Raw genomic sequence first — 17626 nt, 5'->3', positions numbered from 1 at the left:
CCACGGCATAATTGCGAGGGGATATCACGAATACTCAAGGGTTCTCTACACCTCCTTTGAGAGGTTGTTTATAGACGGCATAGTTAACGGGACTTATACAGTTGTTCAGCTCTCTTCGGGTGTTCTTAAGCTCATTCAGGTCGGTAAGCTGAACTGGTATGCGGTTGGTTTGGGAACGGGATTGACTATACTCGTTCTTATACTCCTCGGGATAATCCTTAAAGGAGGGATGTGATGGAAACGCTCTTGAACGTTGCTATATTTCTGCCCCTTGTGGGTGCGCTTCTCGTAGCGGTAATCAGGAACGAGCTCTTTGCAAAGATTGGTTCAATCGTTATAGGTGGTGTCGTTGCGGTAATATCCCTCGTTCTCTTTCTCGCTTTTGATTTTGAAAAAGCGGGATTCCAGTTTGAAACATACGTCCCGTGGATAAAGACGCTCGGCATAGGCTACCACGTCGGCGTTGACGGAATGGCTGTATCCCTCATCTTAATGACCTCTCTCCTCTTCTTAGCCGCGTATATATGGTCATGGAGGATAGAAGACAGGCCCGTTTTATACTTCGCACTCTTCCTTGCCCTTGAGACAGCCTGTATAGGTGTTTTTGCAGCTCTTGACCTATTTCTCTTTTACCTTTTCTGGGAAGGTATGCTCATTCCCATGTACTTCATAATAGGTTTTTGGGGACACGACAGAAAGGTTTACGCAGCGAATAAGTTCTTCCTTTATACATTCTTCGGTTCCCTCTTTCTGCTTCTCGGTATCGCTTCAATACTCGTTTACGGATACTTTGAGACGGGAAGGATATCCTTTGATTACTTCTTCCACCTCAGGCTTGATTATCCCCTCTGGCTTGAGCTGATAGCCTTCCTTCTTTTCGGTCTCGGTTTTGCGGTAAAGATTCCCATGTGGCCCTTCCATACGTGGCTCCCTGATGCTCACGTTGAAGCTCCTACCGCGGGCTCGGTAATTCTCGCAGGTGTTCTTCTCAAGATGGGAACATACGGTTTCGTGAGGTTCTCCCTTCCCTTCTTCCCCGAAGCCTCAAAGTATTACATACCCCTTATATTCACACTAAGCGTTGTAGCGGTTATATACGCGGCAATGATGGCTATAGCCCAGACCCACATGAAGAGGCTCATAGCCTACTCATCAATATCCCACATGGGGCTCGTTACCCTCGGAACCTTCGCCATGAATACGGATGCCCTGAACGGCGCCATATACCTTATGATTGCTCACGGGCTATCTTCAGCCGCCCTATTCTTCGGAGCGGGATTCATATACGACAGGATACACTCCTACCATATGGACGACCTCGGGGGACTTGCGAGATACATTCCTTACTTTACCTTTGCCTTCTTCCTCTCGGTTCTCGTAGGTATAGCCTTCCCCGGATTTGCGAGCTTCGTTTCTGAGTTCCTCATACTCCTCGGAACTTTTGAGAAACACCCCATATGGGCTTTCGTTGCGGGGACGGGAATGGTTCTCGGAGCTGCATACTCCCTCTATATGTTCAAGCGGGTAATGCTTGAGGAGGACACCATCCCTGAAGAGAGGAAGGAGAAGTGGCAGAAGCTCAAGGACCTTGAGTTTCACCACGCAATTCCCTTTGCCCTCATAATAGCACTCGCCCTGATAATGGGAGTGTATCCATACCCCTTCGTCAAGATTGTTGAGCATACCTCTAAACTCGTTTTCGGAGGTTAAGCCTTGAACTGGAATGCTGTGCTCCCCGAACTCATACTTTCCCTGGGCATTCTTACGGTCTTCGTTCTTGAGTTATTCCTTGAGAGGAAGCATTATAAGTTCCTGAGCGTTTTCGCCTTCGTTTTCGTCGTTATCGCTGGATACTCAATATTCTTTGTAAGGTATCCCGCCTCCGTATTCTTCGGAGGTTTTTCCGTAGATTTGCTCACGCTCATAGGTAAGCTCTTCGTTCTCGCTGTTACGGGACTCGTTCTTCTATCCTCATACGATTACTTCTCAAAGAAAAACTCCGCTTACGGGGAGCTTCCATACCTCTACCTTATAGCGACCCTCGGACTTATGGTTATGCTATCCTCGGATAATCTTGCGATTATCTTCACGGGTCTTGAGCTTGCATCTATAACGATGTATATACTCGTTGGACTCTTCAGGAGGGAGTATCTCTCAAAGGAAGGGGCTTTTAAGTATCTCGTTATAGGAACGACGGGAACGTCTATGTATGCCCTCGGTTCCGCACTCGTTTACGGCTCAACGGGAAGCCTCAAAATATCCCCTATTCAAGGGGAAAACACTCTGTTCGCCCTCGGAGTCCTGCTTATCATCTCAGCTTTAGCCCTAAAGGTTTCCTCCGTCCCCTTCCATTTCTGGACCCCGGACGCATACGAGGGGGCACCCACACCGACAACCGCATACCTCTCTACGGTTCCGAAGATAGCCATGTATTTCCTCTTTGTTAAGCTCACCATCGGAATGTTCTCCTCTTTCCCCGACTGGAAGTATATCGTTATGGTTCTTGCTGTTCTCTCAATGTTTTACGGGAATATCGTAGCTTACGCCCAGAAATCGGTAAAGAGGCTTCTCGCTTACTCCTCAATAGCTCACGCGGGATACTTCCTTACCGCATTAACAACCGTTGATAAGCATATGTTTACCGCACTTCTCTTTTACGTTTTCGTTTACGCCCTTGCAACTCTCGGAGCTTTCTCCGTTCTATCGGTTCTTGAAAAAAGAGAAGGGTGGACTCACCACTTCCTTGACTTCAAAGGTCTCGGGAAGGATAGCCCCGTCCTTGCGATAATGCTTTCCTTCTTCCTCTTTGCCTTGATAGGTATTCCGCCGGCTGCCATCTTTCTCGGTAAGCTCGGCATATTCTTCGGACTTATGAAAGCGGAATACCTCTTTCTCGGAATACTATTTGCGGTTGCGAGTCTCATATCCGCGGGATATTACCTTAAGGTAATCGTTTACATGTTCCTGCAAGAAGGTTCCGAGAGGTTCGGAAGGACAGAGGTTTCCGCAGGGGAAGCCTTTACCATTCTTATATCCGCTTTCCTCGTTGTTTTCTTCGGGCTTTATCCCGAGGTTGTTATAAGCTATCTCCTTCGTGCCTTCTCTTAATATAACTTTTTATGAACACAGTAATAATACTCGCTGCGGGAGAAGGAAGGAGGATAGGCTTCAGGAAGCAGTTTGTAGAGCTCTGCGGAAAGCCCCTTTTTATGCACTCTCTTGAGAAGGTTCTTGACATATTTGAGGAGGTTATACTCGTTCTTCCTGAGGATTACATAGACCGCGTTAATGTTCACCCCAAGGTTAAGAAGGTTGCAGGGGGAAAGGAGAGGCAGGAGTCGGTCTTTAACGCACTCCTTAAGGCAAAGGGGGATATAGTCGTCATTCACGATTCGGCCCGTCCTCTTGCGGAAAAGAGGCTATTCCTTGAGGTTATGAACCTCGGGGAGTTTGACGGCAAGATAGTGGCTTCTCCCGCAAGGGATACCCTCAAGGAGGTAGTTGAGGGTAAAGTTATAAAAACCTTAAACCGCTCCCTGATATGGCACGCTCAAACCCCTCAGGCATTTAAAAGGGAGATTCTCTTTGAGTGTCATATGAGGGCAAGGGCGGAGGGATTTATTGGAACGGATGACGCTTCACTCCTTGAGAGATACGGGTATAAAGTCGGTATAGTTGAAGGGAGCTACTGGAACGTTAAAATAACCTACAGGGAAGACCTTGAGTTTGTAAGAAAAATTCTCTGCGGTTCTTAACCCGTTTCTTCCGCCTTCTCAAACTGGGGACATGCGTCTTCTGGGGGGATTTCCTTCGGAAACTCCTCCTTATATTCGTTGTGGTATCCGCAAACGAAACACTGAATCTCAACGAGGTAGCCCTCGTGCATATGTCCTATATCCCAGCCACAAAGCGGACACTCACCCTCCTGGGCTTTCAGTATATCGCTTAATCTGCTTCCGTCCTGGAGGTAGTTAAGAACCCTCTTCACCTTCTTTATGGCTTCTTTAACCTCGTAAGAGTTCCATTCCGCCCCGCAGTCAAGACATCTGAACTCCGCGTAAGTTCCTTCCCTCAGGAGCTTTATAATGTCCCTTGAACCGCACCTGTCGTCTATGCAAACCGCACCGATTTCCTTAGTGGTGAGCTTATCAAGAATTCTGTAAACGGTTTCCTTATCAAGCTTCATCGGGACGTCGTAAGCCCTGTATCCGCAGCACTCGCATATTGCTTCAACCCTCGGGTAGGGCTCCATATACTCGCATACCCTCAGGGCTATTCTCTTGCAAGCGGGACAAAGCTCCCTGTGTTGGAGACAGAACCCTCCGTTCATACCAAATCCTCCAGTTTTTCTATTACTTTAATAATATCCTCTAAGGGGGTTTCTCTATCAACCTTCAGGATTACGTTCCTCGCATCAACCTCCCCTACCACTATCTTCGGAATCTCGTCAAACCACTTGAATCCTTCAAGGATTACGATATCGCAATCTCTAAAAAACTTTCTTACAATCTCAAGGGGGTCAAAACTCCCCTTTTCCCAGTATGTTAGCCTGTCGGGGGAAAGAAGGGCGAGCTTCCCGACAAGCTTTGATATCCTGTGGGTGTCAGAGCCTTCCTTGTCCGTGATTCCGTGTCCTTTGGGGTCGTGCTTTATATAGCATACTTTATATCCCCTCTCTTTCAACTTTGGGATAAGTCTTTCTATGAGCGTTGTCTTTCCAGCGTTGTGGTGGCCGACAACCGCAAAAACTTTCATAAAAAATATTAAACATGTTTGTTTTGAGAACCTTTGGTCTTGAGGAAAAAGAAGTAAGGGAAAGGCTAAAAGACATTAAACACGAATTAAGAAGCTCCCTTGAGGGCGTTGACGTCATACTCCGAACCCAAGAAGACAGGGAAAGGGCTTTAAACCTTCTGAAGGAGTTCGTTTACTCGGAGGAAGATGAGCCCATTGAGTATGTTCTCGGTAAGGTTCTGAGGGAGAAAGGTCTCACGCTCTCCACAGCGGAAAGTTGCACAGCGGGACTTCTTTCCGCAAGAATTGTAAACGTTCCGGGAAGCTCCGCTTACTTCTTCGGGGGCTTTATCGTTTACTCAAACGAGATGAAGATAAGGTATCTCAAGGTGAAAGAGGAAACCTTAAAGAAATACGGGGCGGTTTCTTACAGGACCTGTTACGAGATGCTTGAAGGTCTAAAGAGAGAGCTAAATACCGATTGCGGAGTAGCTATCACTGGCATAGCGGGTCCCGGTGGAACGCCGAAAAAGCCCGAAGGTCTTACCTACATAGGTATATACGTGAAAGAGAAGATAACAATCCTGAAAAGAGTTTTTAATGCGGGAAGGAACGGGAACAGGTTTCTATCAACTCAGACCGCCATGTTTTACCTTCTCAAGATGCTCAGAAGGTTATGAGTTCATCTTTTCCGAGCCACAGCATAAACAACCTGTCAAGCCCTATTGAGCATCCCGCACACTCGGGCATATCCTCGTGAGCCTTTATAAACTCCTCGTCAAGGGGGAGGTTTCTCCTCTCGGACTCCCTTAAAAGTCTCCTTCTCACTTCTTCAGGGTTCGTTTCCTCGCTCCATCCGTTCGCAACCTCAATTCCCTTTATGAAAAGCTCAAACCTCTCCGCGTAGCCCTCTCTAACCTTCGCAAGGGCTGATAACCTTTCGGGAAAGTTTATTAAAAAGGTCGGATAATCCCTTCCCAAGTCTCTTTCAACTGCGATAAAAGCCCTGTAAAAAAGGGTTTCCCAGTCCTCGTTCTCCTCGTAGTTTATGCCTTCCCTTCTCAGGATTTCCTTCAATCCTTCTTCATCCTCGGGTATGGGACTCCCGAACCTTCTTTTAAAAGCTTCTTCAACGCTTACCACTTCAAATTTTTTGAATCCGAAAATTCTTTTTAGGAGCTGTTTTATCTCCTCTATTAAATACCTGTAATCGCAATTAATCGCATACCACTCAAGCATGTGAAACTCCGTCCTGTGGAGCTTTCCCCATTCGTTGTTCCTGAAAACCTTCGCTATCTGGAATATGTCCCTTTTATACCTTGCCAGAAGCTTCTTCATGCTGTATTCGGGGGATGTTTGGAGCCATTTCTTCTTTATTTCCCTCTCCTTTACGTATAGGGAAAGGGGTTCAACGTTAGCGTCAAGATTGGGAAAATCAAGGAGGACGGGTGTTGAGACCTCTATATATCCCTTTTCTTTGAAAAAACTTCTTATCTCGCTTACGAAGTTATCCCAGAGGGATAAAAGGTCCATCAATCAAGCTTCCCGAGGTAAACGAGTAGTGCTGTTATCGCCGCGGGTGTTATCCCGTCTATCCTTGACGCCTGACCGACGGTTATGGGCTTGAACTTCTTCAGCTTCTCCCTTGCCTCTTTTGTGAGCCCCGGAACTTTGTCGTAGTCTATATCCTCGGGAATTCTTACATCCTCAAGCTTCTTTAACTTCTCGTTCAGCTTTCTTTCTCTCTCTATGTAGGGTTCATACTTCAGCTGTATCTCTACCTCTTCCTTCACGTAAGGATGCTCGGGAATTTCGTATCCGAACTTCTCTTTTACGTCCTCAAGGGTGTAGTTCATAGTCATGAGGATGGCTATGCTGTAGCTCCTCGTATCTCCCCCAACCGCTACGCTTATCCTCTCGGTCTTGTAAAACTCTTTCCACTTTTCTATTTCCCTTTCAAGCTCCTTGACGAGTTTATACTGCTCCTCAGAAAGGAGACCGAGCTCCCTTCCGAGCTTTGCGAGCCTGAGTATGGCGTTATCCTGCCTTATGTAGAGCCTGTATTCGGAACGAGATGTAAAAAGCCTGTAGGGCTCCGTTACGCCTTTCGTCGTAAGGTCGTCTATCATCACACCTATGTAGCTTTCGTCCCTTCTCAGGTATATGGGCTCTTTTCCGAAGGCCCTGAGTGCCGCGTTTATCCCCGCAACTATGCCCTGTCCTGCTGCCTCTTCGTATCCCGTGGTTCCGTTGAAGTTCCCCGCGTGAAATAATCCCCTGATTTTTTTGGTTTCAAGAGTGGGGTAAAGTTCTGTGGGGGGAACGACGTCATACTCTATCGCGTAAGCGGGTCTTATGAGGACAACGTTCTCAAGTCCGGGAATGGAACGATACATCTCCCACTGAACCTCTTCGGGCAGGGATGTTGAAAGACCATTCGGGTATATCTCTATTGTGTCAAGTCCTTCGGGTTCTAAGAATATCTGGTGTCTCTCTTTGTCCGGGAACTTCACAATCTTGTCCTCTATGGAGGGGCAGTATCTCGGTCCTATTCCCTTTATCAATCCCCCGTAAAGGGCAGTTCTGTGAAGGTTCTTCCTGATTATCTCGTGGGTCTTGGGTGTTGTGTAGGTTATCCAGCAGTTAACCTGTTCCTTTCCTGCCTCAAACCAGTAGGAGCCTACGGGCTCGGTCCAGAAGGAGAACTTAGGGGGCGGGTCGTCTCCGGGAGCAACCTCAAGGGAGGAGAAATCTATCGTCCTTTTATCAAGCCTTGCGGGCGTTCCCGTTTTGAACCTCATAAGGGGAAAGCCGTGTCTCCTGTAAAACTCGGATAAGCCTTCGCTCCTCGGCTCTCCGAGCCTTCCACCGGGAATCATCTTATCCCCTATGTATATAACGCCGTTCAGGAAGGTTCCCGTTGTGACGACAACTGCCTTCGTTTTATACTCAACTCCGAGGCTCGTCCTTACCGCTTCCACTTTCCCGTTCCTGACTATGATATCTACAACCTCTTCCTGTTTTATGTAAAGGTTTTCCTGATTCTCGCATACCTTCTTCATATACTCCCTGTATCTCTTCTTATCCGCCTGAGCCCTTGGGGACTGGACCGCTTTTCCCTTCCTCGTGTTCAGCATCTTAAACTGGATGCCCGTTCTGTCTATCGCCTTTCCCATTTCACCTCCGAGGGCATCTATCTCCCTTACCACTATTCCCTTAGCTATTCCGCCTATTGCGGGGTTGCAGGACATCTGTCCTATCGTGTCCGCATTCAGCACAAACATAGCTGTCTTTGCTCCCATTCTTGCGGAAGCGAGTGCGGCCTCTATGCCCGCGTGTCCGCCCCCTATAACTACAACGTCAAACTCGTCAACAACCATAGCCATAGCAATTAATACAATTTAAGCTATGAAAAAGCTTAAGGTAGGATTCATATGCACAGGAAACTCAGCGAGAAGCCAGATGGCTGAAGGATTTGCCAAGCACTACGCAAAAAAGCTCGGGAAAGACGTTGAGGTTTTCTCCGCAGGTTCTAATCCAGCGGGATACGTTCATCCCTTGGCCCTGAAGATGATGGAGGAAAAGGGAATAGACATATCAAGCCAGTTCTCAAAATCCCTTGAAGAGATTCCCCTCAATGAGCTTGACTACGTCATAACCCTCTGCGGTGATGCGAACGAGACCTGTCCCGTAGTCCCCGGAGCAAAGAAAATCCACTGGCCCCTTCCGGACCCCGCAAAGGAGGGAACGGAGGAAGCCTTCAGGGAGGTGAGGGATGAGATAGAGAGGAGGATTTTAGAACTTCTCAAAAACTTATAAAGCTTCACTAAGATTTTATGATAATAATTCTTGACAAATTTTATAAAAGGGCTATAATAAAACTTTGTATAAAAACTGCGGAGGTGGTGAATGCGATACTTTCTCATAGGAACGACCATAGCCCTTGCCGGCCTTCTCGTAGGAGGTGGAGTAGGCTCCTACTTCACCTCAAACAAGCTTTTAAAGCAGTTTCAAAACATACCTGGCTCACCCATTATTCTTAACGCCGTTTACGACAGGGAAAAGCATCTTATCACTTATACAGTTTCAAATCCGGGAACTACGCCTCTCACGATATTTGAGAAGGCTTTTGTCTTTAAGCCCGGAAAGGAGAGCAAGGAGGAGGGATACGTTCTTTCAAACATTCCCGCAAATATAACGATACCCCCCCTCAGCGTTCTTGCGGTTCAGTTAAAGCTGAAGGAGGGAACGGAGAAGCTAAAGGGCGGAGACCTCGTAATAGCAACCTTTACCTACAAGCATCCCCTCTCGGAGGACCTCTACAACGTCGTTCACAGCTTTGAGTACGGAGGAAACAAGGAGAATAAAGAAGAAAAGAAGGAGGAAGCTAAATGAACGCTCAGAGTGTTGTTCAATGGATTTTAATAATTGCCCTTGCGGTTCTTCTTACTTTAACCTTTACGGGAGTTTTTGTATCAACCCTCGTTCTCGCCCTAACGCCTGAGGGGCTTGCATTCCTTTTCGGATTTCTGGGAGCTCTCGTATTTGCAAATAAGCTCCTCTTCGGATACGGGAGCTTTCTCCTAACAGCGGAAGCCTTCCTCGCAAACAAGGAAATTGACAGGAGAGAGCTCTCAAAGAAAACGGAAGAGCCAAAGGAAAGGACAGAAAACCTTTCTATTCCCTCACTCCTTATGCTTTGGCTTCATAACCTTGATTATTACAAATACGCCTATTACGGAATATTTACCCTTCTTTTAATACTTACCTTTCTCTCAAAGTTTAACCTTCTGGGAAGCCTCGTTATAGGGAACTACCTTGAGGGAGCTTTCTGGGGGGCTTCCGTTATAACGCTCTTTGTGTTTGCCCTTGAGATTACCTCGGGATACCTCTTGAACAAAATCCTGGAGGAAACGGGAGAGCTTTAAAAACGTAGGGAGGTGGGGCTTCCTTCTCGGAGGGGCTTTTTTTATAAAAATCCACGGAGGTGAAAGCATGATTATTATGAAAGAGCACGCCCTTGCTTTGCTAAAAGTAAAAGAGGCCAAGGAAAGGGGAGAACCCACTTACAAGGTATCCGAGGAAGTAAGGGAAAGGGAGGTTTTCACGGAGCTTGAGTTCCAGAACTTCGTAAGACTTGAGAAACCCTTTGAGTATACCCTCACATACTGGGGAGAGGCTCTCGTTGATATAATCCGCTCGATGGAAAAAGACGGATACATAAAGCACCCCGAGACGTGGGACGAGGACTTCAGGTGGCTCGGCTCGGAAGTCATAACCATGATTTACTCAACCCTCATGAACGACGGAAAACCGGGAAAGCTCATAGAAAAAGCCCTTGAGGAGAGGGGATTTCTAAGGGAGATTGAGGAAGAGAAAAAGGGAAGGTATAAAACCCTTAACGATTACGCAAAGAGCATATACGAGATTTACACGGAGATAACGCCCAGGCTTGAGATAAGCAAGGATCTTGCCCAGTACATAAGAAGTATGGCCCCCGGCCCTGCGGAAAAGAGTATGCTCCCCGAAGGAAAGCACTTTCCACTATTGCTTGAGTCAATGAGGCTGATAGCCTTTTCCGTTCCCAATTCAGACGTTTACAGCTTGACGGGACTCGGCCAGGTGGTAGAACAGGCTTTAAGAGTTATGCCCTTCAGCCTTGAGGTCCTAATCTCTGAGGATATACTTGAGGACTTCATAAGGGCTCTGGACGAAGGTATTGATGCCTTACCCGATGCGGGAAAAGAGGTTATGTTTGCCCTCGCGCTCTTTGACGATAAGGGAAATCTCCTCCCAGCGGGAGAAAAGCTCTTGGAAGTTTATAAGCTCTGGAAAAAGAAGAGTTATCCCTTCCACAGAACCTTTAACCTTGAGGTGTTTGAGGAAGAAATCCTCAAAACCATAGATAAGCTCCTGAAGAAACACGAAGAGCAGGCGGGACCCCTTCCCACAAAGGAGGAGATAGTGAGGGAAATGTTCTTAAGACCCCTGAAGGAGTATAAACACCTCGTTGAGTATTACGGAAGGAAGATAAACCAAGACTTTAACTACAAAAAGAAGGAGGAGATTAAGAAGAAGTTTGAAGAGCTGAAGACTGTTGAGGAGCTCTTTAAACACTTTTACGAGGAAGGTGGAAAGTGGCACAAGAAGATGATGGATTTAGTGAGCGAGGCTTTATACTCCCTTGAGTCCTTTGACCTTATCACAACGGAGCTTACCGAGAAGGGAGAGCTTTACTACGTTCCCACGGAGCACGGAAGGAAGGTTCTTGAAGACCTTGAGAAACATGGAATAAGAGATATAACCGCAACGGGCGTTAAGGCTATAACAATAACGAAGAGGGAGTTCATAGCACCCAATTACGATTGGTATAAACAGGCGGTTGATGAGGTTCTCGTAAGAAGCGGTGCACCGACGGATAGCGGAAGACTTTACTCAGAACTCGCTTATACGATAAAAAGAAAACCCCATCTCACGAGGTTTGAACTCATGGTTCTTCACAAAATCCCGAGTGCGGGAATGTTCCTGAGCGAACTTTTTAACGAGTTTGAAGAAGTAATGAGGGAAGAGGTTCACCTTGCGGTTGAGAAACTCCAAGCAAGGGGCTTCCTTGAGGTTTTACCCAACGAGGGACTCGTCCTCACAAAAGCGGGAAGGCTTGTAAAGGAAGCGGTCTCTTCCGTTCCCGAAGGACTCGGCAACCCGATAAATCCCTTTATGTTCAGAATAGTTGAAGCTATAGCTAAGGTGGGAAATCTATACGTTAAAGAAGAAAAAGTAAGAATACTTCCGAAACAGTTTGAAGAGGTAGAAAGGCTCACGGGACTTGACCACGAGACCTTCCTTAACGAGCTATCACTTCTCAGACTAATAGGAATGGTTGGGCAGAACTCACTTCACAGCTCGGGGCTCAAGCTAATAGAGGCGGTGAAAGACATACAAAGAGAGCCTCTTGAAGAGCTCTGAGCTCTTCTCTTTTAAAATCTTTTTTAATGAAACCCGTTATCCAGTTTTCAAAACTTTACGAGATTAAAAAGCTTCTCAGAAGGACGAGGCTTCACACGGTATGCGAGGAATCAAGGTGTCCTAACATATCTGAGTGCTTCGGGAGTAAAACCGCCACTTTCATGATTCTGGGAACCCACTGCACCCGGAGGTGTGCCTTTTGCAACGTTGAGAAGGGATTTCCCCAGAAGGTGGACTCCGAAGAACCATACAGACTCCTTGAAGCTGTAAAGGTTCTCGGCCTTAAATACGTTGTGATAACCTCAGTCACGCGGGACGACCTCCCCGACGGAGGAGCTTCCCACTTTGCAAAGTGTATAAGAGTTCTCAAAGAAAACATTCCCGATATAAAGGTTGAGGTATTAATCCCCGATTTCAGGGGAAATAAAAAGGCCCTTGAGATTGTTATTGAGGAAAAGCCCGTAGTTTTAAACCACAACCTTGAGACCGTTCCGAGGCTTTATCCCCATGTAAGGATAGGGGCAAACTACGAAAGAAGTTTAAATATCCTCAAGTGGAGTAAGGAATTGGATAAAAGTATTCTTACTAAATCCGCTTTAATTCTCGGTTTCGGGGAGAAAAAGGAGGAAGTCATAAAAGTTATGGAGGATTTAAGAAAGGTTGATTGCGATTTTCTCGTGATAGGTCAGTATTACCAGCCCTCCCTGAGACACCATCCCGTTCTGAAATACTACACCGAGGAGGAGTTTAAAGAGTTTGAAGAGATAGCCTACAGCCTCGGATTTAAGTTCGTCGTTAGCAAGCCGAACGCAAGAAGCTCTTACAAGGCTTTTGAGAGCTTACTCAATAAATAATTCTCAAGCTCAAAGAACTTCTTTTCTTCCTCCCCTCCCCTTTCGTGGTCGTATCCCAAAAGGTGAACAATTCCGTGAATAAGGAGTCTTTTTACCTCATCATTCAGGGAGTGTCCAAGCTCCCTTGCTTGCCTTTCCGCTGTATCCTGTGATATAACTATATCCCCGAGGATTTTTAAGCCGTTTACGGTTTCGTTCAAGGGAAAGGATAAAACGTCAGTTGGTTTGTCCTTACCTCTGTAGGTTTTGTTAAGCTCTCTTATTTCCTCGTCGTCGGTTATGTAAACGGAAAGCTCAACACCTTGAAGGTTTAAAGCGGAAAGGGCCTCAAGGGCCCAGCGTTCTATATCACTCTTCCTTACCTTCCGTTTCTTCAGTCTTACCAGAACCCTGTTCCTTTCTCTTTTCGTATTCCTCATAAGCGTTAATTATCTTAGCAACTATGGGGTGTCTTACAACGTCCGTTTGCTTAAAGAAGATAAACTCTATACCCTCTATATTCCTTAATACCTCCATCGCCTCTATAAGTCCCGATTCCCTCTTTTTGGGAAGATCTATCTGAGTTACGTCTCCAGTTATGACAGCCTTTGAGCCGAAACCTATCCTCGTCAGGAACATCTTCATCTGGTCCTTTGTTGCGTTTTGGGCTTCGTCAAGTATTATGAAGGCATCGTTCAGTGTTCTTCCCCTCATAAAGGCGAGAGGGGCAATCTCTATTATGTTTCTCTCAAGCATGTAGTTTGCCTTGTCGTAATCAACCATGTCATAGAGGGCATCGTAAAGAGGCGTGAGGTAAGGGTGAACCTTTTCCGCTATCGTTCCGGGCAGGAATCCGAGCTTTTCTCCCGCCTCAACAGCGGGCCTCGTGAGAATAATCTTGTTAACCTTTCCTTCTTTAAGGTGCTGAAGCGCCATAGCCATAGCGAGATAGGTCTTCCCCGTTCCCGCTGGACCTATACCGAAAACTATATCGTTCTTCTTTATCGCTTCAACATATTTCTTCTGGGTTTCCGTCTTTGGGACGATTGCCTTTTTCCTGTGGGTTATGAGAATAACCTCTTCCTCAAGCTCTTCCTTCTTCTTCCCTTCCTGTTCCTCTATCTTGTAGGCTTCTATACTGCTTAAAAACTGCTTTGCATACTCCTTCACATCTTCCGCGGTGAGCCTTTCGTGTTCCATACGCTTCATAACCGCATTCAGAAATCCGATGAAGGTCCTTACCTTATCCTCTTCCCCTTTAACTATAAGCTCCGTCCCCCTCGGAACAATCCTTACGTCAAAAAACCTCGTAAAAAACTTTACGTTCTCGTCTCCCCTTCCTACAATTGCGTAAAATCTCTCGTCATACCTTCCCAGGTCAATCCTTTCCTCAACAAGAACCTTAGCCATGTATATAAATTTATTTAATTTAACTCAAAAAACTATTGATTTGAAGTATAAAGTGGAAGCTGGGAACTTGGTATTAACATAATTGCTATTATGTTAACCATTCCTTCTTCCATCCCCCAAAACTTCCCTGAAGTAGGCCAAAACTTTCTTTATTAATAAATCAACATTTCCGTATTTCTTATCCGAATATTTGTAAAACTTTTCCCTATTTTTAAAACTTTCTTTCAGAGTTTTTATAACAATAGGTTCAGTATTATACAATACTAGAAAAACTCTTTCGTCAAAAGATTTTATATATCTCATTAAAAGCTCAAGCTCTTCCTTATGTATCTCAAATTTTTCAGCTTTATTTTCTTTCCTCTTTTTATTCTTCTCTATTTCCTTTTTAAAGTTTGCGTTCTGTGTTCTTAATTCTTTCATAACACTTTCCAAAACTTTTCTATTTGTTCCAAATATAAATAATGTTTCCAGAGGAAGAACGTAATCTTTTATCTTACTGAATAAATCTTCTCCAACTTCCCCACTTTGGTAAAGGTAATTTAACCTCCTTCTTTTGTTCTTTATAGGCTCTATTCTTACGCCCCTTCCTATTGATTGGAGAACGAACTTTCTTGCATTTACACCGACACCTATATTAATGAACAGAATTACATTAGGTCTATTTGAGTCCCAGCCTTCGTAAAAGGTTCTTGAGCCCATTAATACGTTTATAGGTGAGTTTTCCCGATTTAAGTTTCTAAAGTAGCTTTCACTTTCCAGCTTCTCATAAATTGCGTATCCGGACAGCTCCTTTAACCACTCCGATACATCACCGATTTTTATAAGTGCAAACGGTTTATCCGAAGATTTCAACTTAAAGGCAAGCTCCTTTTTTCCCTCCCTACTCTTTATAACCTCTATCTCACCAGGAGATTCTGTATTGAAAATATACCTAAAGATGTCCTTCTCTTGTATTTCCCAAAACACATTTTTGTTAGCTTTAAAGTTTTCCTCCTCGAATAGATACACCGGTTCTTTTTCAAGCTCTTCCCATAGTTCAATTTTCGCTTTGTTAAACAAATCTTTGGAAATATCCCCTCTACCTATCCTTTCCAGCTCCGAGAAAAAAAGTCTTAAATCTGAATCTTCCTTATTTACCGAGTTTACAAGTACAAGGAGTAAGGGGCTGTGATATAGCTGTTTTCCAATTTTTTTAATCCTCTCATGAAATTTCTTTATATAAGCTAGAAGAATTAAGGACTTTAATAGAATTTTTTGTTTTTCTTCCCGATTGTAATCTTCATTTTTCTTAAAAGCTCTTACTTCTTGTTTAAGTATGCTTATATGTTTACCGTATCCCTTTCGGATGAATGAGCTTAAGTTAAACTCAAAAACCGTGGTTAAGATATCCCTCTCATCGGTAAATGTAGCGGAAAAATTAAAAAGGAAACCGTTTCTTGAAAGTATGGAGTATATATGCTGTCTTTTTGATTCTTCTTTATCTCCTTTATGGGCTTCATCAAGTATTATATACCATTTTCCATAATTTTCGAAATTTCTGAAATCTAAAATTTTTTCCTTTTGTTCATCGCTAATATTATCCGATTTGTAGTAAAAAACAACATTTTCTTTATTTAGGTAATTGCCCTTAATCTCGGAATACTCCCTTAATTCCCTCAGCTCTACTTTGATATCACCGGATTTATTTACCTCTTCAAATAAATTTTTAAATTGATATATTAAATCATCCCTGTGAGTCAAGAAGAGTATGTCCCAATCGGGGATTTCCCTCCTTCTTATAAGTTCCTTTAGAATGTGAATAAGCTTTATAATTACAAGGGTTTTACCGCTACCCGTTGCCATCCAAAAGCCCATTCTGTTTACAAAATTCCAGTAAGGAATTTTTCCCTCTTCCTCTGTATAGTAATCCTTTAAAAGCTCTATTGACTTTCTATTAATCCTTAAATCCAGATTCAACTCAGGATAAAACCTCTTATACATTTCGAACAAATTTTTCTTTCTTTCCAGATTATTTATTAAATCTTTTTCTTTTTCAAAATCTTTTAACTTTTCGTAATAAAGCCATAGGGCTTTAATTCCATTTTCTAAGGCTTTTCTCTGGAAATCCCAAAGTCTTTTTTTACTCGAAAAGTATTCTAAATCAAATGTATTCCAGGCAGGTGGTAAATCAGTGAAGTCTATATCTTCTACAATTGCCTGTAAAATAGGTTTTATCATAAGCTCTCCTCCAATTTCTAATAAAATTTCCTGTATTCTAAAATTTTATCCTTATCTAGATTTAATAACTCTTTCAAAGTATCCTTATCTACTCTTACTTCATTTAGCGTTATTTCAGAGTTATCGGGATTTGTGTTGGAAAAGTTTAAAACATAGTATCCTAAGTATTTGTATATAGCTCCGCTTTTAGGATTTTGAGCAAAATTTTCCCTTTCATTAATTCTTGAAGCCTCCGAAAATATAGAATCTATAATACTCATAAAGGATACGTCCCTATCCTCAACTCCTTGTCTATACCTATTTCTCTCCTCAAGGAATATAAAGTATCCCGAGCAGTAATTTAAAAATATCCAATCTATCTTTCTCACAATTCTTTTTTCATTGTTTAAAGGATTGATGATTCCTTGGAGTAATGAATCTCTATATCCGCTCCTTTCCCTTTCCGTCTTTTTAATAGGTGGATTACCCCTACAATCCCATAACTTGTCAATTACCTCCTGTGGAAGTTCGTAGTTTTTATAGGTATACCTTCTAATCTTCCTGCATATTTCTCTAATTATCTCCTGCCTTGTATGATGCTTATAAACGTAAAGTATATGGGTTCCGAGAAATCTATAACCGAGTGGTTGTGTGAAACGGAAAAGTTTGTCAAACATATCGAATATTACCTTTTGAGCGGGACCCAAACGGGCCTTTCTGCTGTTCTTCTCCTCAAGGAATAGGAATACCTTTCTCTCTTTGTCCAGAATGACGAAATCTATATCCTGCGTAATGAGACCGGAATAGGCATCTTTTAAGTTATAACGCATCCAGTAGGAAAAAGATTCTTTTATCATAAACTCTCACCACCATATTAAAGGTTTGATGAGCTTATAATCTATATCTCTCAGGTTTATCCTTTCTCCATCTTCAAACTCAACGAAATCTTCCCCTATTCTTTTTATACGCTTCCCGACCAAGTTAGAAAGGGTTTCCGGTATATCCACGTTATTGTAAAGTTTATCAAAATTAACTTTTACATTATTTCCCTCGTAATCAATTTCTAAGCAATGGAGCATTTTTAAGTCCTTAAGGAAGATATATTGATTGTATATGTCCTCTCTGGAAAAGGTATTAACGTCTTCCATATCTCCGTATACAGCCCTTTTGAGTATATCTTCATACTGCTCCAGCTCAAAGTATTTAAAAAATCCTCCCGCGTTATTCTCGTTATACCTTTTAACGTCTTTTTCCTTTGATATTCCCGATTTATCGTAGGCGAGAACCTTTTTCATTCTTGGTAGTACAACCGTATAGAAATGTTCCCCCATTTCTATACCTATCCATTTTCTCCTTAGCTTATGGGCTACGGCGGTTGTCGTTCCAGAACCTAAGAAAAAGTCCATTACAATATCTCCCTCCCTTGATGTTGACTCTATCACACGTTTAAGAAGTATTTCAGAATTCTGAGTTTTAAAACCCCATCC

The 17626-nt window shown here is 43.8% G+C and carries 18 protein-coding genes and 1 pseudogene; 10 read left to right on the top strand and 9 right to left on the bottom strand.

Annotated elements, in window-relative coordinates; all coding sequences use genetic code 11:
* The 4 genes and pseudogenes from ACYQZ0_RS08130 to ispD form a co-directional block, all read left to right on the top strand.
* A pseudogene (locus tag ACYQZ0_RS08130) lies at nt 1-235 on the top strand (NADH-quinone oxidoreductase subunit L); the annotation flags it as partial.
* Nucleotides 235-1710: a complex I subunit 4 family protein gene (locus ACYQZ0_RS08125; RefSeq protein WP_459776093.1), complete on the top strand. Its 1476-nt coding sequence runs from the start codon at nt 235-237 to the stop codon at nt 1708-1710. The pseudogene ACYQZ0_RS08130 and the gene ACYQZ0_RS08125, both read left to right, overlap by 1 nt.
* A gap of 3 nt (nt 1711-1713) precedes the next feature.
* Nucleotides 1714-3108, top strand: a complete 1395-nt coding sequence (locus tag ACYQZ0_RS08120; protein WP_459776092.1) for an NADH-quinone oxidoreductase subunit N — start codon at nt 1714-1716, stop codon at nt 3106-3108.
* Nucleotides 3109-3119: 11 nt separating this feature from the next.
* Nucleotides 3120-3755: a 2-C-methyl-D-erythritol 4-phosphate cytidylyltransferase gene (gene ispD / locus ACYQZ0_RS08115; protein ID WP_459776091.1), complete on the top strand. Its 636-nt coding sequence runs from the start codon at nt 3120-3122 to the stop codon at nt 3753-3755.
* Here the strand turns inward: ispD and ACYQZ0_RS08110 are convergent.
* Nucleotides 3752-4330 (bottom strand): hypothetical protein, encoded by a 579-nt coding sequence (locus ACYQZ0_RS08110; protein ID WP_459776090.1) that lies wholly within the window; start codon nt 4328-4330, stop codon nt 3752-3754. The two genes, ispD and ACYQZ0_RS08110, sit on opposite strands and share 4 nt — an antisense overlap.
* Nucleotides 4327-4755, bottom strand: coding sequence for a molybdopterin-guanine dinucleotide biosynthesis protein B (locus tag ACYQZ0_RS08105; protein ID WP_459776089.1), 429 nt, complete (start codon nt 4753-4755; stop codon nt 4327-4329). The genes ACYQZ0_RS08110 and ACYQZ0_RS08105 overlap by 4 nt, the downstream gene beginning before the upstream one ends.
* A gap of 14 nt (nt 4756-4769) precedes the next feature.
* Here ACYQZ0_RS08105 and ACYQZ0_RS08100 point away from each other — a divergent pair, with 14 nt between their 5' ends.
* A complete protein-coding gene (locus ACYQZ0_RS08100) occupies nt 4770-5414 on the top strand; it encodes a nicotinamide-nucleotide amidohydrolase family protein (protein ID WP_459776088.1) in 645 nt (214 codons plus the stop codon).
* On the opposite strand, the gene epmA is transcribed toward ACYQZ0_RS08100, so the two are convergent.
* On the bottom strand, nt 5401-6267 hold the full coding sequence (epmA, locus tag ACYQZ0_RS08095) for an elongation factor P--(R)-beta-lysine ligase (RefSeq protein ID WP_459776087.1): 867 nt from the start codon (nt 6265-6267) through the stop codon (nt 5401-5403). The two genes, ACYQZ0_RS08100 and epmA, sit on opposite strands and share 14 nt — an antisense overlap.
* Nucleotides 6267-8114: a tRNA uridine-5-carboxymethylaminomethyl(34) synthesis enzyme MnmG gene (mnmG, locus tag ACYQZ0_RS08090; protein ID WP_459776094.1), complete on the bottom strand. Its 1848-nt coding sequence runs from the start codon at nt 8112-8114 to the stop codon at nt 6267-6269. The genes epmA and mnmG overlap by 1 nt, the downstream gene beginning before the upstream one ends.
* A 28-nt stretch (nt 8115-8142) precedes the next feature.
* Here mnmG and ACYQZ0_RS08085 point away from each other — a divergent pair, with 28 nt between their 5' ends.
* The 5 genes from ACYQZ0_RS08085 to lipA all read left to right on the top strand — a co-directional run bounded on the left by ACYQZ0_RS08085 (nt 8143) and on the right by lipA (nt 12554).
* Nucleotides 8143-8553 carry an arsenate reductase ArsC gene (locus ACYQZ0_RS08085; RefSeq protein WP_459776086.1) on the top strand — a complete coding sequence of 137 codons (411 nt, stop codon included), beginning with the start codon at nt 8143-8145 and terminating at the stop codon, nt 8551-8553.
* Between the two features lie 90 nt (nt 8554-8643).
* Nucleotides 8644-9129, top strand: a complete 486-nt coding sequence (locus ACYQZ0_RS08080; RefSeq protein ID WP_459776085.1) for a hypothetical protein — start codon at nt 8644-8646, stop codon at nt 9127-9129.
* Nucleotides 9126-9662 (top strand): hypothetical protein, encoded by a 537-nt coding sequence (locus tag ACYQZ0_RS08075; protein ID WP_459776084.1) that lies wholly within the window; start codon nt 9126-9128, stop codon nt 9660-9662. The genes ACYQZ0_RS08080 and ACYQZ0_RS08075 overlap by 4 nt, the downstream gene beginning before the upstream one ends.
* Before the next feature lie 67 nt (nt 9663-9729).
* Nucleotides 9730-11700, top strand: a complete 1971-nt coding sequence (locus ACYQZ0_RS08070; protein WP_459776083.1) for a DUF505 domain-containing protein — start codon at nt 9730-9732, stop codon at nt 11698-11700.
* Nucleotides 11701-11726: 26 nt separating this feature from the next.
* The gene (lipA, locus tag ACYQZ0_RS08065) at nt 11727-12554 is read left to right on the top strand and encodes a lipoyl synthase (RefSeq protein ID WP_459776082.1); all 828 of its coding nucleotides are present in this window, start codon (nt 11727-11729) and stop codon (nt 12552-12554) included.
* Here the strand turns inward: lipA and ybeY are convergent.
* From ybeY to ACYQZ0_RS08040, 5 genes are all read right to left on the bottom strand, one after another.
* Complete coding sequence (gene ybeY / locus ACYQZ0_RS08060) at nt 12521-12973, bottom strand: rRNA maturation RNase YbeY (RefSeq protein ID WP_459776081.1); 453 nt, start codon at nt 12971-12973, stop codon at nt 12521-12523. The two genes, lipA and ybeY, sit on opposite strands and share 34 nt — an antisense overlap.
* Nucleotides 12903-13943, bottom strand: coding sequence for a PhoH family protein (locus ACYQZ0_RS08055; protein ID WP_459776080.1), 1041 nt, complete (start codon nt 13941-13943; stop codon nt 12903-12905). Before ACYQZ0_RS08055 ends, ybeY begins: the two co-directional genes overlap by 71 nt.
* Before the next feature lie 93 nt (nt 13944-14036).
* Nucleotides 14037-16160, bottom strand: coding sequence for a DEAD/DEAH box helicase family protein (locus ACYQZ0_RS08050; protein ID WP_459776079.1), 2124 nt, complete (start codon nt 16158-16160; stop codon nt 14037-14039).
* 17 nt (nt 16161-16177) lie between these two features.
* Nucleotides 16178-16996 (bottom strand): hypothetical protein, encoded by an 819-nt coding sequence (locus tag ACYQZ0_RS08045; RefSeq protein ID WP_459776078.1) that lies wholly within the window; start codon nt 16994-16996, stop codon nt 16178-16180.
* Between the two features lie 6 nt (nt 16997-17002).
* A partial coding sequence (locus tag ACYQZ0_RS08040) for a DNA methyltransferase (RefSeq protein ID WP_459776077.1) occupies nt 17003-17626 on the bottom strand: 624 nt, incomplete at its 5' end.

It is taken from the genome of Aquifex pyrophilus, from assembly GCF_054656935.1.
Note: the sequence above shows the minus strand (reverse complement) of the source record. Positions and strands in the feature narration are given on the sequence as shown.

What these genes read in the sequence shown, in the direction of transcription:
- ACYQZ0_RS08080 (WP_459776085.1), top strand. Translation starts at nt 8,644, where the DNA reads ATGCGATACTTTCTCATAGGAACGACCATAGCCCTTGCCGGCCTTCTC.
- ACYQZ0_RS08085 (WP_459776086.1), top strand. Translation starts at nt 8,143, where the DNA reads ATGAAAAAGCTTAAGGTAGGATTCATATGCACAGGAAACTCAGCGAGA.
- ACYQZ0_RS08075 (WP_459776084.1), top strand. Translation starts at nt 9,126, where the DNA reads ATGAACGCTCAGAGTGTTGTTCAATGGATTTTAATAATTGCCCTTGCG.
- ACYQZ0_RS08055 (WP_459776080.1), bottom strand. Translation starts at nt 13,943, where the DNA reads ATGGCTAAGGTTCTTGTTGAGGAAAGGATTGACCTGGGAAGGTATGAC.
- ispD (WP_459776091.1), top strand. Translation starts at nt 3,120, where the DNA reads ATGAACACAGTAATAATACTCGCTGCGGGAGAAGGAAGGAGGATAGGC.
- ACYQZ0_RS08045 (WP_459776078.1), bottom strand. Translation starts at nt 16,996, where the DNA reads ATGATAAAAGAATCTTTTTCCTACTGGATGCGTTATAACTTAAAAGAT.
- ACYQZ0_RS08050 (WP_459776079.1), bottom strand. Translation starts at nt 16,160, where the DNA reads ATGATAAAACCTATTTTACAGGCAATTGTAGAAGATATAGACTTCACT.
- lipA (WP_459776082.1), top strand. Translation starts at nt 11,727, where the DNA reads ATGAAACCCGTTATCCAGTTTTCAAAACTTTACGAGATTAAAAAGCTT.
- epmA (WP_459776087.1), bottom strand. Translation starts at nt 6,267, where the DNA reads ATGGACCTTTTATCCCTCTGGGATAACTTCGTAAGCGAGATAAGAAGT.
- ACYQZ0_RS08105 (WP_459776089.1), bottom strand. Translation starts at nt 4,755, where the DNA reads ATGAAAGTTTTTGCGGTTGTCGGCCACCACAACGCTGGAAAGACAACG.
- ACYQZ0_RS08100 (WP_459776088.1), top strand. Translation starts at nt 4,770, where the DNA reads ATGTTTGTTTTGAGAACCTTTGGTCTTGAGGAAAAAGAAGTAAGGGAA.
- ACYQZ0_RS08070 (WP_459776083.1), top strand. Translation starts at nt 9,730, where the DNA reads ATGATTATTATGAAAGAGCACGCCCTTGCTTTGCTAAAAGTAAAAGAG.
- ACYQZ0_RS08110 (WP_459776090.1), bottom strand. Translation starts at nt 4,330, where the DNA reads ATGAACGGAGGGTTCTGTCTCCAACACAGGGAGCTTTGTCCCGCTTGC.
- ybeY (WP_459776081.1), bottom strand. Translation starts at nt 12,973, where the DNA reads ATGAGGAATACGAAAAGAGAAAGGAACAGGGTTCTGGTAAGACTGAAG.
- mnmG (WP_459776094.1), bottom strand. Translation starts at nt 8,114, where the DNA reads ATGGTTGTTGACGAGTTTGACGTTGTAGTTATAGGGGGCGGACACGCG.
- ACYQZ0_RS08125 (WP_459776093.1), top strand. Translation starts at nt 235, where the DNA reads ATGGAAACGCTCTTGAACGTTGCTATATTTCTGCCCCTTGTGGGTGCG.